The organism is Gluconacetobacter aggeris (assembly GCF_014174395.1).
Lineage (GTDB): Bacteria > Pseudomonadota > Alphaproteobacteria > Acetobacterales > Acetobacteraceae > Gluconacetobacter > Gluconacetobacter aggeris.
Genome location: NZ_JABEQD010000003.1, coordinates 363,249 through 383,246, shown reverse-complemented (window position 1 = coordinate 383,246; position 19,998 = coordinate 363,249). Strand labels below are relative to the sequence as shown.

The 19,998-nt window shown below is 61.1% G+C and carries 14 protein-coding genes and 2 pseudogenes; 7 read left to right on the top strand and 9 right to left on the bottom strand.

The genetic code is table 11. From position 1 onward, the window contains the following. The 4 genes from HLH36_RS06790 to HLH36_RS06775 form a co-directional block, all read right to left on the bottom strand. A complete protein-coding gene (locus tag HLH36_RS06790) occupies positions 1–2,259 on the bottom strand; it encodes a TonB-dependent siderophore receptor (RefSeq protein WP_182985661.1) in 2,259 nt (752 codons plus the stop codon). Positions 2,260–2,568: 309 nt separating this feature from the next. After that, a complete protein-coding gene (locus HLH36_RS06785; protein ID WP_182985660.1) occupies positions 2,569–3,546 on the bottom strand; it encodes an aliphatic sulfonate ABC transporter substrate-binding protein in 978 nt (325 codons plus the stop codon). Further along, positions 3,543–3,995, bottom strand: coding sequence for a 4Fe-4S dicluster domain-containing protein (locus HLH36_RS06780; protein ID WP_182985659.1), 453 nt, complete (start codon positions 3,993–3,995; stop codon positions 3,543–3,545). The genes HLH36_RS06785 and HLH36_RS06780 overlap by 4 nt, the downstream gene beginning before the upstream one ends. Beyond that, a complete protein-coding gene (locus tag HLH36_RS06775) occupies positions 3,992–5,584 on the bottom strand; it encodes an FAD-dependent oxidoreductase (RefSeq protein WP_182985658.1) in 1,593 nt (530 codons plus the stop codon). The genes HLH36_RS06780 and HLH36_RS06775 overlap by 4 nt, the downstream gene beginning before the upstream one ends. 249 nt (positions 5,585–5,833) lie before the next feature. Between HLH36_RS06775 and HLH36_RS06770 the strand changes: the two genes are divergently transcribed. From HLH36_RS06770 to HLH36_RS06745, 6 genes are all read left to right on the top strand, one after another. Next, positions 5,834–7,243: an LLM class flavin-dependent oxidoreductase gene (locus HLH36_RS06770; RefSeq protein WP_182985657.1), complete on the top strand. Its 1,410-nt coding sequence runs from the start codon at positions 5,834–5,836 to the stop codon at positions 7,241–7,243. A gap of 400 nt (positions 7,244–7,643) precedes the next feature. Continuing rightward, positions 7,644–10,274: a TonB-dependent receptor plug domain-containing protein gene (locus HLH36_RS06765; RefSeq protein ID WP_338030406.1), complete on the top strand. Its 2,631-nt coding sequence runs from the start codon at positions 7,644–7,646 to the stop codon at positions 10,272–10,274. A 260-nt stretch (positions 10,275–10,534) separates the two neighbouring features. Next, positions 10,535–11,335: a class II aldolase/adducin family protein gene (locus tag HLH36_RS06760; RefSeq protein ID WP_182985656.1), complete on the top strand. Its 801-nt coding sequence runs from the start codon at positions 10,535–10,537 to the stop codon at positions 11,333–11,335. A gap of 2 nt (positions 11,336–11,337) precedes the next feature. Further along, complete coding sequence (locus tag HLH36_RS06755) at positions 11,338–12,948, top strand: ABC transporter substrate-binding protein (RefSeq protein WP_182985655.1); 1,611 nt, start codon at positions 11,338–11,340, stop codon at positions 12,946–12,948. Further along, positions 12,945–13,895, top strand: coding sequence for an ABC transporter permease (locus tag HLH36_RS06750; RefSeq protein WP_182985654.1), 951 nt, complete (start codon positions 12,945–12,947; stop codon positions 13,893–13,895). Before HLH36_RS06755 ends, HLH36_RS06750 begins: the two co-directional genes overlap by 4 nt. Further along, positions 13,895–14,707: an ABC transporter permease gene (locus tag HLH36_RS06745; RefSeq protein WP_182985653.1), complete on the top strand. Its 813-nt coding sequence runs from the start codon at positions 13,895–13,897 to the stop codon at positions 14,705–14,707. Before HLH36_RS06750 ends, HLH36_RS06745 begins: the two co-directional genes overlap by 1 nt. Before the next feature lie 63 nt (positions 14,708–14,770). Here HLH36_RS06745 and istB read toward each other — a convergent pair whose 3' ends face one another. Then, complete coding sequence (gene istB, locus HLH36_RS06740; RefSeq protein WP_182985652.1) at positions 14,771–15,616, bottom strand: IS21-like element helper ATPase IstB; 846 nt, start codon at positions 15,614–15,616, stop codon at positions 14,771–14,773. Then, complete coding sequence (istA, locus tag HLH36_RS06735; protein WP_182985651.1) at positions 15,613–16,860, bottom strand: IS21 family transposase; 1,248 nt, start codon at positions 16,858–16,860, stop codon at positions 15,613–15,615. Before istA ends, istB begins: the two co-directional genes overlap by 4 nt. Before the next feature lie 142 nt (positions 16,861–17,002). On the opposite strand from istA, the pseudogene HLH36_RS06730 reads away from it, so the two are divergent. Next, a pseudogene (locus tag HLH36_RS06730) lies at positions 17,003–17,695 on the top strand (DDE-type integrase/transposase/recombinase); the annotation flags it as partial. Here the strand turns inward: HLH36_RS06730 and HLH36_RS06725 are convergent. The 3 genes and pseudogenes from HLH36_RS06725 to HLH36_RS06715 all read right to left on the bottom strand — a co-directional run. Further along, positions 17,685–18,031 (bottom strand): annotated as a pseudogene (locus tag HLH36_RS06725) (transposase); the annotation flags it as partial. The pseudogenes HLH36_RS06730 and HLH36_RS06725 sit on opposite strands and share 11 nt — an antisense overlap. A gap of 199 nt (positions 18,032–18,230) precedes the next feature. Beyond that, entirely contained in the window at positions 18,231–18,392 is a 162-nt protein-coding gene (locus HLH36_RS06720) for a hypothetical protein (protein ID WP_182985650.1), read from the bottom strand. Between the two features lie 72 nt (positions 18,393–18,464). Beyond that, positions 18,465–19,814, bottom strand: a complete 1,350-nt coding sequence (locus tag HLH36_RS06715) for an aminotransferase-like domain-containing protein (RefSeq protein WP_220792728.1) — start codon at positions 19,812–19,814, stop codon at positions 18,465–18,467. Positions 19,815–19,998 lie beyond the last annotated feature (184 nt).

Genomic DNA, 19,998 nt, shown 5'->3' with positions numbered 1-19,998 from the left:
TCAGAGATCGAAGCGCATGGACAGCACGATGGTCCGTGGCGCGCCGGGAAACAGGTTGTAGCTGCCCCGGCTGACCCAGTAGCGTTCGTTGCCGATATTCTTGACTGTGGCGCGAAAGGTCAGCTTATGCCTGTCAACCTGCGTGACGTAGGACGCGCCCAGGTCGCCCACCAGGTAGGATTGCAGGTGGAACGTATTGGCGGCGTCGAGCCAGCTTGGTCCGACATAGTTGAAGCCGCCATTCACGCTCAGCCCATGCACCAGCGGGATGGCATAATCCGCGCTGAACGAGGCCTGGAAAGGCGCCACGGCCTCGAGCTTGTGGCCCAGGACCGATTTCGGGCCCGAGGCGTAATAGGCATTGAGATAGGTGATGCTGCCATTGAGCGTGAGGTCCCGGGTCACGCGCACGCCGCCGGCGGCCTCCACGCCCTGATAGCGGGAGAGCCCGTCCTGCGTGTAGTAATTCTGTGCGTTGGTGTACGCCGATCCGGTATCGAGCCGGTACAGCGCCACGGTGCCGCTCCATATCCGTCTCTGAATCTTCACCCCAAGCTCGTATTCCTGGCTGCGGATCGGGCCGAACACCTGCATGTAGTTGACATTGGTGGGGCCGCCGATTCCGCCGGTCTGCATCGCCTCGACATATGAGAAATAGGCGTTGATGCCGGGATCGACCTTGTAGGACAGCGAAACGATCGGGGTCACCGGGTTGTTTCGGCGCGCGGCGGTCTGCGTGCCCGACGTTGCGAAATCATTTTCCTGGTAGTTGGTATAGCGGGCGCCGGCGAGCAGCGACCATTTGCGCCAGGTGATCGTATCGGTCCAGAAAGGCGCGACCTGCTGATTGTCCAGGTAATGATAGAGTCGCGGATTGAAGTTGGTGGCATTCGTCAGGGTCGGACGGTCGTCATGAATGTTGCCCGACTCCTTGGGGCCTTGCGTGCCGGCTGTCGCGTCGGCGTCGAAGTCCTGCTTTTGCCAGGTGATGCCGATCAACACGTCATGCTGGAGCGGACCGGTCCGGAAATGGCCCTCGGTCGAGGCATCGACCTGATGATAGCCCAGCACGCGGTCCTGCTCGAACTCCTGCGACACATAATTGCCGTACGTGCTGGTGAACGTAACCTGGTTGGACGGGAAGCGTTCGTCGAGGTGCGTGTAGCCATAGGCGAGACTCGCACGCCAATCCTTGGCGAAATTCCAGTCAAAGCCGGTACGGAACACTTTGACGTCGTTCGTCTTCCACGACCCCGGCGCACCGAACGGCGCACGTCCGCTGATGGGCGCAAGATAATTGAAGTTCGGCCCGATGGCGCTCGAACTGACGGCGACGCCGTTGACCATATCCTTTTGCAGGCTGGCGTCGTAAAACGAGTCGAAATGCCATGACAGGGTGTCGGTGATCTGCGCGCGTGTCGAAAACGACACCGACGTGTTGCGCATGAAGCTACTGTTATACTGGTTGCCGACTTCGTTGCCGAACACCAGCCGATACGTAAAACGATGGGCGCGATCGAAGGACCCACCGGTATCGAGCATCTGGCGGAACACCGCATCGGTACGATACCCGGCTTCGAGCGTCAGCTTGCGTTCCTCGACCGGCTTCTTGAGCTGGAAGTCCAGGACGCCACCCGGCGAACCGAACCCGTACATGAAGGCGGATGCGCCCTTGGTCAGTTGCAGGCGTTCGAAATTCGCCATCGGCAAGTCGATATACCAGTATGGGACCGCCATGCCGTCGATCTTGTAGCCGTTGCTCCAGTCCAGACTGAGACCACGGACACGGAAGCTGGCACCCGAGGCGGTGGATCCGCCATTTGAATTTTCCTGCACGCCGGGTTCCGCCCGGAACACGTCGTTGATATCGGCGGCCTGGAGCTGTTCCATCTTTGCTGCCGAGACGGAACTGAGGGAGAACGGCGTATCAAGTTCCGAGCGCGCTCCTAGCGCGCCCATCGGCACCGACGCGGCTAGACGTGGTGCGCGCGTGCTGCCCCGTACGCTGATCGTTTCAGGCGCTGCCGGTGCTGGAACGGCATGTGCCGCTGCAACCGCAGGCCGCGTGGTGGGGGAGAACGGTTGTGCGGCCACCGTGCGCGGCGCCGGAGGGGTTGCCCGGCCGGTATGATGAGTCGATCGTTCTTCGGTTGGCGGCGTGTCTGCATAGGCCGACGCGGAGGCAAGCAGGCCGGCTACGAACGCAGACGTCGCCCCGTTCACCCGCTTGATTGTTCTCTGTCTCGAGGCTCGTGTCATCGAATATTGGATCCCGAATCGAAATACCCGGGCGTAGCACCCGTCAAGATCACGTTCTGCACACTCATGGTGGCCGCGTTACATGGCTATTTCAGTCCCTTGACCCGATATGCCCCTGGTTTACCTGGCGTCGTGAGGGCGATTACCGCGTGGATTTACGTGAACATGCATAGATCGTGTTGTCCGAAAAAATATCGCGGTAATGTGTGGATATGTCATACGAGAAAATATTACACGAATGTTTGCCGTTATTCATGTATCGGAAGATACATGCGCAATGCCCAGTGCTTCGTCGTCGGGCTGCGGGGCTCAGGCAGGAATGACGAAGGATCGGTCGTAGAACCGGGCCACGTCGATCGGCGAAGGGATGACGCCGGCTGACTGATAGAGGTTGGCGACCCGCTGGTGTATCGTGATCGCCTCGTCGGTCACATGGTTGAGCGGCATCACATGCAGACGCGATGAGGTCAGCCGGGCGACCTCGATGGGCACACCGCTATCCTGGCTGAACCCGCGGGCCCGTTCTTCCCGATGGGTGTTGCCCCAGGCGAGGGCCCTGTTGACGCGCGCCAGAAAATCGAGGAATTCGCCTCTCTTCCCTGTGATCGCGCCCTGGTTTGCCACGCCGCATTCGACTTCATCGACAAGCCCGTGAGCGGTCAGGAGAATGCGGGCCTGGTCTTCGCGTTCGACCGTGGCGATGAATGGGTTCCAGATGGCCCATGCGTCGATGCTGCCGTTCGCCAGGGCGGTCCGGGCGTTAGCGGCAGAAAGCGGCGTCGCGATGATTTGGTCGGGCGTCAGCCCCTCACGCTTCAGCGCCGCAAGCACCAGCAGATGTCCGGGTGATCCCTTGACGAACGCGATGCGGCGGCCGACGAGGTCGCGCATCGTCCGTGCGGTGCTTCCCCTGGGGACGACGAGCGCGCTGCTGGCCCCATCCATTTTCCAGACCGTGATGACCCTGAGGGGGCGCTCTCCCGCGAAGGCGAATGTGGCCGTCGCGTCGCCGACATAACCGAAATCGAGCGCACCCGCGGCGATAGCCGTAACCAGCGGCGCGCCGACCGGGAAAAAGGCCCATTGGACCCGATAGGGCAGGCCCTCCAGCTGGCCTGCGGATTTGAGGATGGAACGGGTTGCTCCGCGCTGATCGCCGACAAGCAGGGTAATGGTGCCATTGCCATCAATGGCGCCGGCCTGATCCGTTCCCGCGACAGCGGGCAGAGGAAGCAGCGCTGCGATGGATGCGCCGAGTATGGTGCGGCGGCCAGGCAGGCGGATCATGCCGCCGGGTCTTTCGGCGTGGTCCCCAGAGCGCGGGAGGAGAGAGCTTCGTCTCCTTCCTGCCCGGTGGCTGCCTCGCTCAGCGCGGTCGCCTGCCGTCGGGTATGGCGCGCGGCCGATATTTCCAGTCCCTCCCGCAATAGCGGCCCGAGTTGCCAGAACGCACGTAATGGATCGTCGGTGCTGCCGTCCCAACCATAATCATGGCGAAGACGCCCGATCAGCGGCGTGGGATGATGGAGCGTCGTTCCGGTTCCTGCTCCCTCCACCGCGACGTAGATGGCATCATGCGCGCAATAGAGTTCGCACAGGAAACAGGTCTGGCATTGCGCGACACGGGCGATGACGGGAGGAGCGCCTGCCGCGCCGGGGTCCAGCACATGGTCGGGACAGACGGTGACGCAATCATTGCAGCCGGTGCAGCGTTCCGGAAAAATGTCTTCGATCATCCTGGGTGTCCTTTTGTCTGCCTTTGGGGCGCGACATCGGGCCTGATCCAAGCCCGATCGAGCCCGCCCACCATCTGGCGATGGGCCTGGAGTGGCGAGATGTGCGGAAAATCCTCACGCACATGCATGCCTCGGCTTTCCGTGCGAGCGAGGGCAGCTTCATTGCACCAGCGGGCGGTGGCGACCATTGCCGCTGTTTCGCGTGCGGCAACCGCGTCGAGGCTTTTGCCGACCAGATGGCCGCTCACCTCCTGCCACGCGCCCTCAAGCCGGCGGCCCGAGGCTTCCAGTCCGGTCGCACGGCGGCGCAAGGCCTTGTCGAGATCGAGGATCTCTTCTCCGGCGGTTTGCTGAAGGGCTTTCTGGTCGACCGGGCGCATGCCGGCCAGGGGGCGCAGGCCCGCCTGGCCCAGGGGGGCCAGTCCCTCGTCCGCTGCGCGTTTGCCTTCGTGGCGGGCGAGGGCGGCTGCGGCCTGGCCCGCCAGAACGCCCGACGAGAGCGCCCAGGCTGCATTCTGTGCGCCGCCGCCGCTGGTCGCGCCGGCGATATGCTCGCGCGTTGCGGCATCTCCCGCAGCGAAAAGTCCACGCACCGACGTTGCGCAGCCCGTATCCACGATCCGCAAGCCTCCGGTGCCACGGATGGTGCCTTCGCCGAACAGCTTTACTTCGAAGCGGTCACGAAACATGTCCAGTCCCCGGCGCTCGAAGGCCGCGACTGTCGCCGGCTGGATCTGGCGCACTACGTCCGGGAGCGCCTTCGGCGCCTCCCGCAGATCCGCGTAGACCGGCCCGGCACGGAATGCATCGGCGAGCACGAGCAGATGTTCGCGCATCCGGCTGACACCTGCGGGAACATCGATCTCCGCACCGGCTGCGTCATAATAGCGCGCACCGGTATAGGGAAGCGTCCGGGTGCTGAGCCAGGCAGGGGAAATGGAATAGGAGATGCAGAATTCCATACCCGATAGTTCCGCGCCAGCCTCGACGCCCATCAGATAGCCGTCCCCGGTATTGGAATAACTGCCTATCAGGCCGGAACGAAAGCCGCACCCCCCGGTCGCCAGGACCACTGCCCCGGCGCGGGCATGCCATGAAACACCGCCCAGCCGGTCATATCCCGCCGCGCCGCCGACCGAGCCGTCCTGCCGTCCCAGAAGTTCCAGCGCCGGATGATGATCGAGCACGTGCACGCCCAGATCCGTCGCGTACCGGCGCAATGCCCGCACATATTCCGGCCCGCGCAGACCGGAACGGAAGAGGCCGCCCTTGCCGTCACCCGAAAACGGGTAGTAAGGGTCCAGTTCCGGGATCGATCGCCAGGTGATGTCGATGATCCGTTCCATCCATTTCGAATCCGCCAGACCGAAGGCGGTCTCCAGCCTGCGGCGGATGGCCGCCTCGCGCTGCGCGGGGTCGGGAGGAACCCACCAGTGGTTCGGGCCGGCGGGAGCGGTGACGCCGCTCGTTCCCATGAAACCCTTGTCCACGACGATCACGGAAGCGCCGGTCTTCGCGGCGGAGATGGCTGCCCATCCCGCGGCCATGCCGCCACCGACGACCAGCACATCTGCATCCATTTCCTTCATGTCGTACCATATCCTGAAAATCTGATGTGGAAGCCAAGAAAAAGCGGGTGCGGGGCGCGGACGAAGATCGTACGAGCGTCCGTGGTCAGGCAAATGAGTTTTTATCGTGTGACGGTTTGGCACTCCTGAATGCGTCGATGCTTTTGTCTTGCACATGGATCGATTGAATATTTCTCGCTGGCCGTGGCGGGATCTGCGTTCGCAAGATCGTTGCCTGAGGACCCGTCACAGCATTCGAGGATGACCATCATGAGCCACTCCAAGCCGCGTACCCTCAAGCTCGGTGCCATTCTGGCTGGCGTGGGGACCGATTTCTCCTCATGGCGCCTTCCCGATCTACCGTCCAATGCCAGCATCGATATCGATTGGTATATCCGGAATGCCCGATTGGCGGAGGAGGCGAAGTTCGACCTCGTCTTTATCGTCGACAGCCCATTCATCACGCCGGATACGGCGCCGCATTTCCTCAACCGTCTGGAACCGCTGACGCTTCTTTCGGCGCTGGCGGTCTCGACGTCGAAGATCGGCCTGGTTGGCACGCTGACCACCACCTATTGGGAGCCTTACAATGTCGCGCGGCTGTTCGGCTCGCTCGATCATATCAGCCGTGGCCGGGCGGGCTGGAACGTGGTGACCACGGGGCTTGAAGGCGCTGCCCGGAACTACGGGCACGACAAGCACCTGGATCACGCCGTCCGCTATCGCCGGGCGAAGGAGTTCGTCGAGGTGGTCAAGGGGTTGTGGGACAGCTACGAGGCCGATGCCTTTCCCTATGACAAAGAGAAGGGCATTTTCCTCGACAAATCCAAGCAGCATGCCTTGAACCATCAGGGTGCGTTCCTGTCTGTCGCCGGCCCGCTGGCCCTGAGCCGTTCGAAACAGGGTTATCCGGTGATCTTCCAGGCCGGTGACAGCAATGACGGGCGGCAGCTCGGTGCGGAGATCGCGGATGCCACCTTCGCCGGCGTCGAGGATTTCGATGGTGCCCGCGATTATTATCAGGACCTGAAGCGCCGGGCACGCGCTGCCGGTCGCGATCCGGACCTGATCACCGTCCTGCCGGGCATCGCACCGATTATCGCGGATACCGATGAGGAAGCACAGGCCATCGCACGGGAGCGCACCGGGGACATCACGATAGAACAGAAGCTGGTCGCACTTGGTCGTGCGTTCAATTATCACGATTTCCGCCAGTATCCGCTCGATGCGCCGTTCCCCGACGTCAGCGGCCTGACGCTCAACAGTTACAAAGGACATGCCGAACGTATCCTGCGTGGCGTCAAGGCGAACGCACTCACGCTGCGAGAAGCTGCCGAGCGCTATGGGACCTGGCGTCTTTCCTTCGTGGGCTCGGCGGAGACGGTGGCGGACGAGATCGAGCGCTGGTTCCGCGATGGCGCCGCCGATGGATTCAATGTCCGTGTCTCGGCTCCGCACGATTTCGCATTGTTCCGCGAACGCGTGATTCCGATCCTTCAGCAGCGTGGTCTTTTCAAGACGGACTACGAACAGGATACGCTTCGGGGCCATCTGGGCCTGCCGGTTCCCGAAAATCGGTGGTCGGCCAAAGAGCCGGAGGCGGTGCGTGCGTCGAACGACGCGGGAACCGGGTTCTCTACCGTCCCGGCGTCCGGCGATCTTCAGGTCGCGGCCTCCTGAAGGGGAGGCCGGCTTTTCCTGTCTTCCGGCAGCGACCGCGTCATGGCCCGAAATGCCCGAACGGATTGTCGATGACATTCCGTTCGGGCAGATCAATTCATTGCAGGGATGCGGTCGGCGAAAACTTTGGCGTCGTATCTGACGCCGGCGGTATCCTGCAATCTGCTTCCGAAACTGTCGCCATATTCGAGGCGTGGAGCATGATCGTTCCAGATTTTTTATTTCTCCGGCGCTCTTTTATATTAATGAGGGATTGGGACGTATTTCGAGTCGTCATCTCTCCCATTTCGATAATTTTCTATTATTTTCTGAAATCGTAATTATTTTTAAAAGATCAAATTTATTTTAAGGACTTTAATAAACGATGCCCCGTTCTCCCGCAGAGTCTGGCGTCTTGCGTGTGCGCCATCAGAGGCATGCCGCACGACTGGTCGTGGCTACCCTTTGCCTGTTCCCGGCGCGCATGGTCCATGCGGCAGACGCTGCGGTACAGAACGAGAAAATCCGCCCCGGAAAAACGGCGGTCAAATCCGCCACGGACGTCGCCTCTCCCCGTGCCACGGTCCTTGCCCCTGCGCCGACGCGTCAACGGACGCCGAGCGAGGGTGGCGAGGCCGTCATTGTCACGGGAACGCGTTCCGCAGTGCGGGCCTCGCGCAGCATGGCGCCCATCGTCATTATCTCCGGCGCGGATTTGCGGCGAACCGGGCAGACGAACCTGAAGAACGCGCTTGTACAACTCGACCCCTCCGTCAACAATACGCCGGGTTATCCGGGGCAGCTCGGTTTCACGACCAAGTCGATCTCGCTGCGTGGGTTGGGGGCGAATGAGACGCTCGTGCTGGTCAACGGCAAGCGTCGGCACACCATGTCGTCGATCTTCTTCGGCGGTGCGATGCAAGGGCAGTCTCCGGTCGATCTCGACATGATCCCGATGAGCGCCGTGGACCATATCGAGATACTCAAGGATGGTGCTGCCGCCCAATATGGCTCCGACGCCATCGCTGGCGTTGTCAACATCATCCTCAAATCGGGCGACCATGGCGGTTCGGCGGAACTGGGCTACAACCAGTATGGCTCGACCGTGGGGCCGCTCGGGGATTATGGCCGGGGCGGCAATCTGGAATTCAACCAGGGATTCCATTTGGGGCGAGGTGGGTTCCTCAACCTATCGGCGGAACTGACGGGCAACCAGTCCACGAACAATGCCGGGGCGACCCCTCACAATCAAGGCGGCCTGATCCTGCTCTATCCCCTGCTGGCGAATGGTCAGCAGGACCCTCGGGAAAACGGAAACCGCTATCGCTGGATCAACGGCCAGCCGGAATCCGAGCGCCAGAGCGTGAGCTACAATCTCGAGCTTCCGCTGAGCGCCGCCGCGACCTTTTACTCGTTCGCGACCTATACCCACCGCACGGTCTTCGCATCCGCCTGGTACCGGCCGTCGAACTCGACGCAGAATATCATCAGCGTCTACCCGCAGGGCTACCTGCCGACCGATACGACCGAGGACCAGGATTTTCAGTTCACCTCAGGATTCCGCGGCAATAATTTCTTCGGCTGGAAATGGGACGCAAGCGTCAATTATGGCCGAAACTATTCCTCCATCGGCATCAACAACTCCATCAACAACTCGCTTGGTCCGACAAGCCCACATGATTTTCATTTACAGTCTCTGACAAATTCCGAGCTTACGGCGGATTTCGACATCAAGCGCGACTTCCGCACGGGCCTGTTCGCCAACCCGCTCCAGGTCGCGGGTGGAATCGAGTATCGATACAATCAGTATGAGGTCGCTGCCGGCGATCCCGCTTCCTATGCCAACGGTGATTATATCAACCCGGCGGTCTATCCGTTTTCCAGCCCGACCCCAGGCCTCCCGGAGGCGGCCGGTCTGGGCAACACTTCGCCCGAGCAGGCTGGAACCTATTCCCGCATGAATGGCGCGTTCTATATCGACCTCGCCCAGCGGGTGACCCGTGATCTGACGATCGGGCTGTCGGGCCGGGATGAACAATACAGCGATTTCGGCAATACGCTGAATGGAAAGGCATCCTTGCGCTACCAGGTGACGCCGTGGCTCGCCTTGCGCGGCTCGGCCAGCAACGGATTCCACGCCCCTACGCTACAGCAGGAGGATTTTCAGAGCACCGCGCTGGCATTCAATGTGTTGCCCAACAGCAACCAGCTTGTGCCGTCCTATAACACCTATGCCTCGGTCAACAATCCTGCGGCCCGCGCATTGGGCGCCACGCCTCTGAAGCCCGAAACATCGCATAATTTCAACGTGGGTTTCGTTCTGACGCCGGCGCCGCGTCTCGATATCAGCGTCGATGCCTACCGTATCGACATCTTCAACCAGATTGTGCCGATCTCGGTGTCGGGCTCCGGTGTGTCCGGGCAATATGTCATGAATATTCTTCATGCGGGCGGATATGTGCCCAATGACGGAAATTACTACGGCTATACCTACGAGCGGAACGCCGCCCACACCCGCACCATGGGCCTGGATCTTCAGGCGCATTACCTGAGCCGCTTCGGCAACGCGGGGACGGTGTTGTGGACGGTCATGATGAATCAGCAGCAGCACCAGCTGGAGCGCGTCAATCCGCTTTCGGTTTATCTCGGGCCGGCTGTCAATGCCCTGTACCGAAACCAGATCGGCAACATCACCTCGATCTACCCGCGTAACACGTTGCGCCTGTCCGGAACCTGGAACAAGGACGGCTGGGCGACGACGGTTCGGGTCACCCGTTACTCGCCCACACATAATCTGAGCAATCTCGGCGCAGCCTATGACGAGACAGTCGCGGCGGCGTGGCTGATGGATTTTGACATCACCTATACGTTCAGGAACCGGATCAGGCTTTCCGTGGGCGGTAACAACGTATTCAACCATCGCCCGCAAGTGCTCAGCGCGCTCGCCCAGAGCAAGAGTTCGCTCCTGTATGCCAATCCGAACTATAGTTCAGCGGCGATCTATGGTCAGGAAGGCAGTTATTTCTACGGAAAGGTCGGGTATAGCTGGTGAGGCTGCCCTGCTGACCCGATGCGCGGCCTCATGCCGCTTTCCGCCCGAGATCGTGACGAAATAGCGGAAAGCTTCCGATTTCGTTCGAAACGCGCACGACTCCGCGCCGGCTGGATGTGGCCGGCGCCATGGAGACCGGCTTGTCTTCTGAAGGGCTGATCAAGCCTCTCTTACGACACGAATGAACTTTTTTTATGAGTGGATAATGAATTCATATCGTAAATTGACGTGAAAATAAGTTCACGCGATGAGGCTTGATCATGAGCACAGCGATTTTCTCACATCCACGTGCGCGACGGGACGCTTTCAGCTCGGCGGAGTGGGAGGCGCGAGTCAATCTTGCGGCCTTCTACCGGCTCGCCGCGATCTACGGCTGGGATGATTTGCTTGCCACCCATATTTCCGCGCGCGTGCCGGGGCCGGAGCATCATTTCCTGCTCAATCCGCTTGGCTTGCTGTTCGAGGAAATTACGGCTTCCAGCCTGGTCAAGATTGACCTCGAAGGTAATATTCTCGATACCGACAGCGCGTATGGCATCAACTATGCCGGTTTCGTGATTCATTCCGCCATCCATGCCGCCAGGCCGGATGCGCAGTTCATCGCGCATTTCCACAGCGCGGACGGCACTGCCGTCTCGGCCCATGCGGAAGGGCTGTTGCCGATAAACCAGCGTGCGCTGGGCATCATTCCTTCACTTGCCTATCATGATTATGAAGGCATCGCCTTCAATCTCGACGAGCGCGAGCGTCTGGTCGCCGATCTGGGCAACGCGAATTTCCTGCTGTTGCGCAATCACGGCACGTTGGCGCTCGGCGATACGATCGGGGCCGCGTTCGGGCGGATCTACCAACTTGAGAGCGCCTGCACGACGCAGGTTCGTACGCTGTCGGTCGGACGGGAGAATATCCTGATTGCGCCAGAAGCCGCCCAGGCTGAGGTCCAGCGACAGGTCGGAAACCGCATCCGCCGGCCCACGGACGGCAAGAAAGGGTTTCCCGACCTGATCTGGGAAGCGGCCCTGCGTAAGGTCGATCGGGATCTGCCCGGTTACGAGCAGTAGAGATGGCGCGCACAGGGCGTCATGTCGCGGTGGGTGCTGCGCTTTGTGCCGCGCTGCTGCTCGCCGGGCAGGCACGTGCCGAGACCGTACTGAGGATCAGCTTCTTCCGAGACAATCCGCTGCTGGTGAGCGTGGACCCGTTCCAAGTCTATTACATCGAGCACAGGGTGGAATTACGCAACGTTGCTGAATCGCTGACCGACCAGGACCCCGTCACCGGGCGGGTCGTGCCCTGGCTCGCGAAAAGCTGGGAGATCAGCAGAGACGGTCTGAATTACACGTTCCATCTGCGCGACGGGGTGAGCTTCAGCAACGGGGCACCGTTCAACGCCCAGGCGGTGAAGACGGCGTTCGATGCGGATAAGGCATTCGCCATTTCGGTGCCGACTGTCTTTGGCGCGATCTATCTCGCCGGCTACGACCATGCCGACGTGCTCGACGACCATACCGTGAAAATCACGCTGTCGCAGCCAAACGCGGGCTTCCTTCAGGCGACGTCAACGACCCATCTCGCGATCCTTGCGCCGGAATCCTACACAAGGACCGCAAGGGAACGTTCCCTGGGCGCGATCATCGGCACCGGTCCCTTCATTCTCGAACATTATACACCCGAGGTCGGCGTCAAGCTCGTCAGGCGTCACGGCTATGGCTGGCCGTCCCGTGCCGCGACCAATCCCGGCGAGGCCTCCGTCGACGCGATCGAGCTGCGCTATGTCCCCGAGGGCAATGTGCGCAACGGCCAGTTCCTCCAGGGGCAGGTCGATATTCTCTGGCCGCGCGAGCCATTCTCGGCCGCCGACAAGCAACTCCTCGCAACGAAGGGCGCACGGTTCCACAGCCGTTCCCTGCCTGGGCCCGCCTATAATGTCTATCCGAATGTGAAGCCGGGGAAAGTCCTTGCCGATCCCGTCGTGCGGCTGGCGCTCCAGAAATCGATCGATCGGGTGAGCTACGCGCGGACGATCTATGACGACACGTTTCCGGTCGTCCAGAGCGTCTACGACGTCACGACGCCCTTCTTTAAATCCGAGAAGGAAAAGCTCGCCTACGATCCTGCCGGTGCGGCGGCTCTGCTCGACAAGGCGGGTTGGGCGCGTGGCAGCGATGGCTATCGCTACAAGGACGGCAAGAGACTGACCCTGGTCGATAACCTCTTCGAAAAGGAGACGGCGGGCATCCTGCTCGTGCAGGACCAGCTTCGGCAGGCGGGTTTCGACCTGAAACTCATCGTGCTGGCACCCGGTGAGTGGATGGCGCGCACTTCGGCAGGGCGATACGACCTCGTGGAAGGCTATCTGACGCGGGGCGATCCGATCGTGCTCCAGAACATTCTCGATCCGCGTTATGCGAGACGGGGGGCGCTCGCAAACGATGCCTATGCGCCGGAGACGCTGGCGAAGGCGGAAAAGCTGTTCGACGCGGGGCTTCTGGCCACCGACGATACGGAGCGTGCCCGCGCCTATGCCGCATTGCAGGACCTTCTGATCGATGAGGGTGTGGTGTTCCCGCTCTATGAACGTGTCTGGGAGGCAGCGACTCTACCAAAGGTACAAGGATTTTCCTGGACATCGGAGGGATTTGCGCTCCTGAACGATATCCGGGTCACGCCATGACACGCTATATCGGCGGCCGGCTGCTTCAGGCATTGATGGTTCTGTGGGGCGCCTATACGACGGCCTATCTCATCCTCTACCTGCTGCCCGGTGATCCGCTGAGCATCATGCTGAATGCGTCGGGGGTGGATGTCGATTCGCTCTCGCCCGCCGACCTCGCCCGTGCGCGATCCTTCTACGGGCTCGATCGCGGTATGCTGGCGCAGTATTTCACGCGGCTGTGGGCGGCCCTGCATGGCGATTTCGGCAACTCGCTCAATGCGAATGTTTCGGTCTGGTCGCTGATCTCCGCGCGTCTGCCACAGACGCTGGCCCTTGGTGGACTTGCGATCGCCTTCTCGCTGATCTTCGGCATCGGGTTTGCCTGGGTCGCGTCCTATGTCACATGGCTGCCGCTCAAATCGGTGCTGAACCGGCTGCCGTCGCTTGGGTTCTCGATCCCGATCTTCTGGCTCGGCCTTGTGCTGATCGAAATTTTCGCGTTCAGGCTTGGCTGGTTCCCATCGACCGGCAATGACGGCTTTGCGTCACTCGTTCTGCCGGCGGCCACGCTCTCGGTACCGAGTATGGCTGTCTATGCGCAGGTGCTCATCCGGGGGCTGAATGAGACCTGGCGCGAGCCCTTCATCGCCACCGCATGGGCAAAGGGCCTGACGCGCGCGGAGATCCAGCGTCGGCATGTGTTCAGGAATGCGATCCTGCCCGTGCTTACGCTGGTCGGCATGCAAATCGGCCATACTGTCTCTGGGGCTGTCATCATCGAGACGCTGTTCGCGCGTGCGGGCGTGGGGCGGCTGGTGCAGGAATCCGTGCTGCGGCAGGATATTCCCGTGGTGCTGGCGGTGGTGGTTCTCTCGGCCACGGTCTTTGTCGTGATCAACCTGTCAATCGACCTGCTCTATTCGCTGCTCGACCCTCGGGTCGCGCGGGCGCCGAGGGTAACGTGATGGACAATCTTCCCGCAGTCGGCGGGCGTGCCGTTTTCCCCCAGCGCGAATGGGCCGAGCGGGTGGGGCATCTCGTTGCCCGCGCCCGATCACTGACACATCGACCCGGCTTCGCGCTCGCGACGGTCTTCCTCGCCTTCGTCCTGGCTGCTGCGGCGGCGCCCACGCTGCTGACGCACTACCAGCCCTACGCCACCTCGCCGACCGAACGGCTGGTGGTGCCGGGGGCGACGCATCTGTTCGGTACCGACGCTCTCGGGCGCGACCTGTATGCCCGGGTGATCCATGGGGCCTCGCTCTCCGTCGAGGCGGCGCTGATTGCGATCGGGATCGCGCTGTCGGGCGGGTTGGTGCTGGGGCTGTTCGCGGGATTTGCCGGCGGCTGGGTGGACGCGGTCATCATGCGGTGCGTCGACGTGGTGCTGGCACTTCCCGTTCTCCTGCTTTCGCTTGCCGTCGTCACCGCCATCGGCTTCGGGACGTTGCCAGTTGCGATCGCGGTCGGCATCGGTATCGTTCCCGGCTTTGCACGGACGACGCGCGCCGAGGTGCTGCGCGTGCGTACATTGCCCTATGTCGAGTCCGCGCGGCTGGGGGGAGCCAGCCGCACATATACGCTCATGCGACATGTCCTGCCCAATTGCCGGGGGCCTGTTGCGGCGCTGGCGATACTGGATTTCGGCAGTGCCATCCTCTCGGTGGCCAGCCTGAGCTTTTTGGGATTTGGTGCGTCTCCGCCTGCGTCGGACTGGGGCGACCTGATCGCCGATGGCCGGGATTTCCTGATCACGGCTCCATGGGTGTCGCTGTAAATGCTGGATGAAAAGTCTGCAAAAGTGCTGGATGAAAAATCCCCAGTTTCTGGTTTCTGGGGATCAGCCAGAGCCTTGATCGTCGGTTCCTCTCCTGGGTGGCCGTCCACGGCGTTTTGGTAGCGGAGGCGGGGTGAGATTGGCATGGGCCCGGGTGTGTTCCGGCACCAGGTCCGCGTGTTGACGCAACCGGTAACTGGCCCCTTCGATCTGCACGACGATGGCATGGTGGAGGAGACGATCGAGGAGCGCGGTTGCCACCACCGGGTCCCCGAACACGTCGCCCCATTCGGCAAAGCCCCTGTTGGAGGTCAGGATCATCGATCCCTTCTCGTATCGGGCATTGACCAACTGAAAAAACAGATTGGCGCCACCGCTCGTGATCGGCAGGTATCCGATCTCGTCGACGATCAGCAGCGCGGCACGGGCGTAGAAACGGATCTTCTCCGCGAGGCGGCCTTCGCGCTCGGCGCGAGCAAGCGCCTCGATCAGTTCGGCGAGGGTGCAGCGATAGACGCTGCGTCCCGCCTTGACCGCCGCGACACCGATGGCCGTGGCGAGGTGGCTCTTGCCTGTCCCGGGCGGGCCAAGGAAATGGACGACTTCCGCGCGGCCGATAAACTCGAGTTGGGCGATTGCCATGATCCGGTTTCGCTCGAGGGAGGGCTGGAAGGAAAAATCGAAGCTTTCGAGCGTCTTGATCGGCATAAGGCGCGCGATTCGCAGGGCGACGCCGATGCGGCGTCCCTCCCGCAGGCTGAGTTCCTCGGCCAGCAGTTCGTCGATGGCCTCGATCGCGCTGATGTCGCCGCGCTCCAGACGGCCGAGGGTCTGGTCGAGGGTTTCCAGGGCCCGCGCCATATGCAGGTGGACCAGGCTCTGTCGGATGCGTTCGGTCACAGGCGTCATGGCCGATCACCCGTTCCTGTGGTGACCAGCCTGCGACCGACTGCCTCATAGAAAGCGAGGGGCCGGCGTGCGACGTTGGTTCGCTCGGGCGAGGTCCTGATCTGGCGCGCCGCCGGCACGGCCTTGCGGTGCGCAGGATCGACACGGCGCTGGTTACGCCCGTCCAGCACCGGATGGCGGGCGATCATGGCGCCCTCCTCGAAGATCCGGACTTCCGTAGGGTGGTTCTGGATCTCGAGAATGCGCCGTCGGGCGGTGTCTGGCACGCTGTAAAGATTGCCGCCGATCGAGACCATGCCCTCGCGGCTGACGTGACGCTCGACCGTCAGGACGGCGTCATACGGATGGGCTGGCAGGGCTCGTAAATGAGGCCGCTCGTCGGCGAAATGTTCCGCGACGATACGACCGGTCGTGGCATGATGCCAGGCATTGGCGATGGAGCGCAACCAGTCGTCGAAGCGGGCATTGAGTTCATCAAGGTCGCGAAAACTCTGCCCGAGGAAGAAATCCTGCCGGATATACCGGAACGGCCGCTCGACCTTGCCCTTTGTCTTGGCGCGATATGGCTGGCACGCGCGCGGTGCGCTGCCGTAATGGTCGAGCAGAGCGACCAGCGAGGGATTATAGGTGATGACCCCCGTGGGGTCTTCGCCGAGAACCGCGGTTTTCATGCGGTCATAGAGGATCTCGGTGCAGCTTCCGCCCATCGCCTCGAAGGCGGCGATGTGGCAGCGCAGGACGGTTTCCAAGGTCTGGTTCGGGCAGAACCGGCCCCAGAGCCAGCGGCTGTGGCCCAGCACCATGCTGAAAAGCCAGACCTTGCGCGGCGCCTGAGGCTCGGTCAGGAACGTCACCGGAAATTCGGCGAAATCCACCTGCGCCTGCTCGCCGGGAGCGGTCTCGAAACACCGTTCGAACACCTTGGGCACCTGCGGCCTGACGAGCCGCAGATATTCCGTCAGCGTCGAATAGGCCCCCTCGTATCCCATCGGCGTGATCTCGCGGTGCAGCCGGCGAGCGGAAAGTCCAGGATACGCCTCCAGTCGTCCCAGCAAATAGGTGCGAAAGCGTTCGGCAATGCGCTCGCTCTCCTCGCGGGGGCTGTAGCGCGGGGCCTCAATACCCCGGGCCAGATATCTGCGCACCGTCTTGCGGTCCAGGCCCGTCTGTCGCGCGATCGCGCTGACACCCAGTCCCAGTCGTTTCAATTCGTGGATCAACACAGTCTCCCTTACGCCAATCACCTGCTCGCCCTTCTGCCGGGATGCGCAGGTTATTTGGGGAACGATCGTCCTGGCGGGGGCATGCCCCCGCCAGGACGATCCTCGGTCAAACTGGGGAAATTTCAGCCAGCCGTTTTGGGGAGATTACATCCAGCACTGACACCACCTCAACCGCGACAGCGTCCGGCGCATCCTCAAGGACGCAGGCCTCAATCGCCGGCCGGCGAAGGAGAAGGTCCGCCCGGCGCGGGGAGAGGGCACCTTCCGGGATTATGACCTGGGCTATGTCCATATCGACGTGAAGCATCTGCCGAAGCTGCAGACCGCAGATGGTGAGGCCCGTAAACGGTTCCTCTGCGTCGCGATCGATCGCTGCTCGCGCTTCGTGCATCTGGCCGTCTACGACGCCGAGAATGCTGTCAATGCCGTCGATTTTCTCAAGGCCGCCAAAGCCGCTTTTCCATTCAAAATAACCCATATCCTGACCGATCGCGGTTCCTGCTTTACTGCGGATGCGTTTGAGAAAGCATGCCAGGATCAGGGTGTGGATCGGCGGCGGACCCGGGCCTACTCGCCCTAGACGAATGGCATGGTCGAGCGGTTCAACAGCCGTTTCGTAACCGAAATCCTGCCGATCAACGTCGCGCACCACGCGGATCTTGAAGCCCTGCTGCGTGGGTTCAACCACGCCTACAACCAACGCCGACAGCGGGTGTTGAACGGGCTAAAAGTGGCCGAGCGTCTCCGGCAACGACCACGTCTCCGCAATCGATGCCACAAACCCGTCAAGGACGCAGAAATCATGGATGATGTCGATCGCATCATGATTTACGCCAATGACGTCTCACAACCTGACAGGCCCGTCGCTGCGAATAATCATTCTCCCGGATCGCCCAGGTCACGGCATCCCGCCGCAAACCGGGCGTCACGAGTTTTTTGCCAGCAGGTCCTTCAGCGTCGAGACGTCCATCACGCTCTCCGCCAGGAGCCGCTTCAGCTTCGCGTTCTCTTCTTCCAGAGCCTTGAGCCGCCGCGCTTCCGATACCTCCATCCCGCCGTATTTCGATCGCCAGATGTAGAACGCCGCATCGCTGATCCCGTGCCTGCGGCACAGGTCCGCAGCCGTTGTGCCCGCCTGATGCTCCTTCAGGATCCCAATGATCTGGTCCTGCGTGAAACGTGCTTTCTTCATCGCCTGTCTCCAATGGACAGACCTTACTTCAAATCGAGGGCATTTTAGGGGGCAAGGTCACAGGGTATAGCTTATTCATCCCCAAAAGCTGTCCGAACAGACGGGGCCACCTCTCAGACCGCTTTCTGATTCAGGCTCTGACATCGGACAGATCATATTACACGGCGAGCAATATCGCCCGGAACATAGACAAGGACGGTCAAGCGGCTTCGCCCTTCGGCGCGGAGTATAGCGAGGCAAGCATCTTCACGATCGGCTGCCAGTCGAGCACGACCGCAATTTCGTCCAGCGATGACGACCCACGATCCATGCGGGAGAATTCAAGACAGTCCTGACCAATCGACCGGTACGACATCACCATTCTACAACGCCTCAACCAAACTCAAGAGAATCATCAATCAGCTACGCCGTCCATCACCCGCGCACAGGTCTCCTAGACAAGGGCCAGCGTGTCGAGAGCCGGCGGTGTCGCGATGAGGTCGACCAACTGGGTCAAGGCTTCGGCAAGCGTGTCATGATCAGGTGCGACGCCGAGCGAAAGCCGAACGGCTTCGATCTGGGGTGTCCCCGTGCTGAACGCAGAGCTTGGTATGATTGAAATGCCGATCCGGGCAGCATGGTCAGTCAGCGAACGGGCATGCCAGCCTTCGGGCAGCCGAAGCCAGAGGTGAGGGGCCTGAGGAATTGACGCATAATCGATACCGTCCAAAATGGATGCTGCGATATTCTGGCGCGCCGTGTTCTCGGCAATAATTGATTTTGTTATACTCTCAAGTGTTCCGTCGCCGATCCAACGTGCTGCGAGAGCAGACATCAGAGGGGGGGCCATAATGGTGGTTGCACGAAGCACCGATGCAAGGCGAAGCGCACAGTTCGGGCTCGGTGCTATTAGATATGCGATCCGCAACGCGGGCGTGGCGCATTTTGAAAGTGTCGCGATGTGCCAGGTTAGATCGCGCGCAAGCTCGGCGAAAGTAATGACGGGCGTCGGGAGCAAAGGGGAGTAAGGATCGTCTTCGATGATTGGAATACTATATTTGCGCGCTAACGCCACAATTTCGCGGCGCCGCGATGCTGACATTGTCGAGGTGGTCGGGTTATCAATCGTTGGAATAACATAGAATGCCTTTGGGGACTTCTCTTGACAGGCGCGCTCAAAACTATCCGGGGTGATACCCTGCTCGTCCATTGAGAGAGGTTTGATGGTGAGTTTTTGTTGCGCCGCGACCGTCTTGAGGCCGGGATAGGTCGTGGCGCCGGCCATGATGGTATCTCCGGGCTTGAGAAGCAGTGCACAGACCGCGAAGAGCGCACTTTGCGCGCCAGGTGTAACCGCGATTCGATTTACGGAAAGATCCGCAATACGCCGTGAAAGCCAGTGCGCCCCGGCCGCTCGATCGACTTCCGTTCCGTTGCTTTCCTGATAATGGAGATGGAAAAGGCCGCCGGGTCTTTCCAGGATGTCGCTGATGCCGTGAGACATCAATTTTCGAAAGTCGATGTTGGCGGGTTGAGGTGGGATATTCATGCTTAAATCGATCGAGGGAACGTCAGATCGCGGTAGTCGGTGACCCTCGATCTTTTCACTGATGAAGGTGCCACGTCCTGCTTGCGCTGCGATCAGGCCGCGACGACGTGCCTCATTAAATGCGCGGGTCACGGTGGTCAAATCAACCTCGAGCGTATCCGCAATGGTGCGTTGTGGCGGTAGTCGCTCGCCTAACTGCACGCGTCCGGATCGAATGTCTGCCTCCAACGCCTCGACGATCCCGAGATATTTCATTCGTGCGGTCTCGCTAAGTCGTGGATTCCACATTTTATTTTGTCCCGTATGCGATATATGCATACAAAACTATATTATGTATGGCCTCAATTGAGAAGAGGGAACCGGGCGCTCTATGGACCTGTCTGGATATCTGGTTCGCCTGCGTGTCGCCATTACCGCCGTCATGCGAAAACTGATCGTT

Bases quoted from the DNA above. Each gene is read 5' to 3' on its own strand.
- HLH36_RS06790 (WP_182985661.1), bottom strand. From the start codon at position 2,259: ATGACACGAGCCTCGAGACAGAGAACAATCAAGCGGGTGAACGGGGCG.
- HLH36_RS06785 (WP_182985660.1), bottom strand. From the start codon at position 3,546: ATGATCCGCCTGCCTGGCCGCCGCACCATACTCGGCGCATCCATCGCA.
- HLH36_RS06780 (WP_182985659.1), bottom strand. From the start codon at position 3,995: ATGATCGAAGACATTTTTCCGGAACGCTGCACCGGCTGCAATGATTGC.
- HLH36_RS06775 (WP_182985658.1), bottom strand. From the start codon at position 5,584: ATGAAGGAAATGGATGCAGATGTGCTGGTCGTCGGTGGCGGCATGGCC.
- HLH36_RS06770 (WP_182985657.1), top strand. From the start codon at position 5,834: ATGAGCCACTCCAAGCCGCGTACCCTCAAGCTCGGTGCCATTCTGGCT.
- HLH36_RS06760 (WP_182985656.1), top strand. From the start codon at position 10,535: ATGAGCACAGCGATTTTCTCACATCCACGTGCGCGACGGGACGCTTTC.
- HLH36_RS06755 (WP_182985655.1), top strand. From the start codon at position 11,338: ATGGCGCGCACAGGGCGTCATGTCGCGGTGGGTGCTGCGCTTTGTGCC.
- HLH36_RS06750 (WP_182985654.1), top strand. From the start codon at position 12,945: ATGACACGCTATATCGGCGGCCGGCTGCTTCAGGCATTGATGGTTCTG.
- HLH36_RS06745 (WP_182985653.1), top strand. From the start codon at position 13,895: ATGGACAATCTTCCCGCAGTCGGCGGGCGTGCCGTTTTCCCCCAGCGC.
- istB (WP_182985652.1), bottom strand. From the start codon at position 15,616: ATGACGCCTGTGACCGAACGCATCCGACAGAGCCTGGTCCACCTGCAT.
- HLH36_RS06720 (WP_182985650.1), bottom strand. From the start codon at position 18,392: ATGGTGATGTCGTACCGGTCGATTGGTCAGGACTGTCTTGAATTCTCC.
- HLH36_RS06715 (WP_220792728.1), bottom strand. From the start codon at position 19,814: ATGAAATATCTCGGGATCGTCGAGGCGTTGGAGGCAGACATTCGATCC.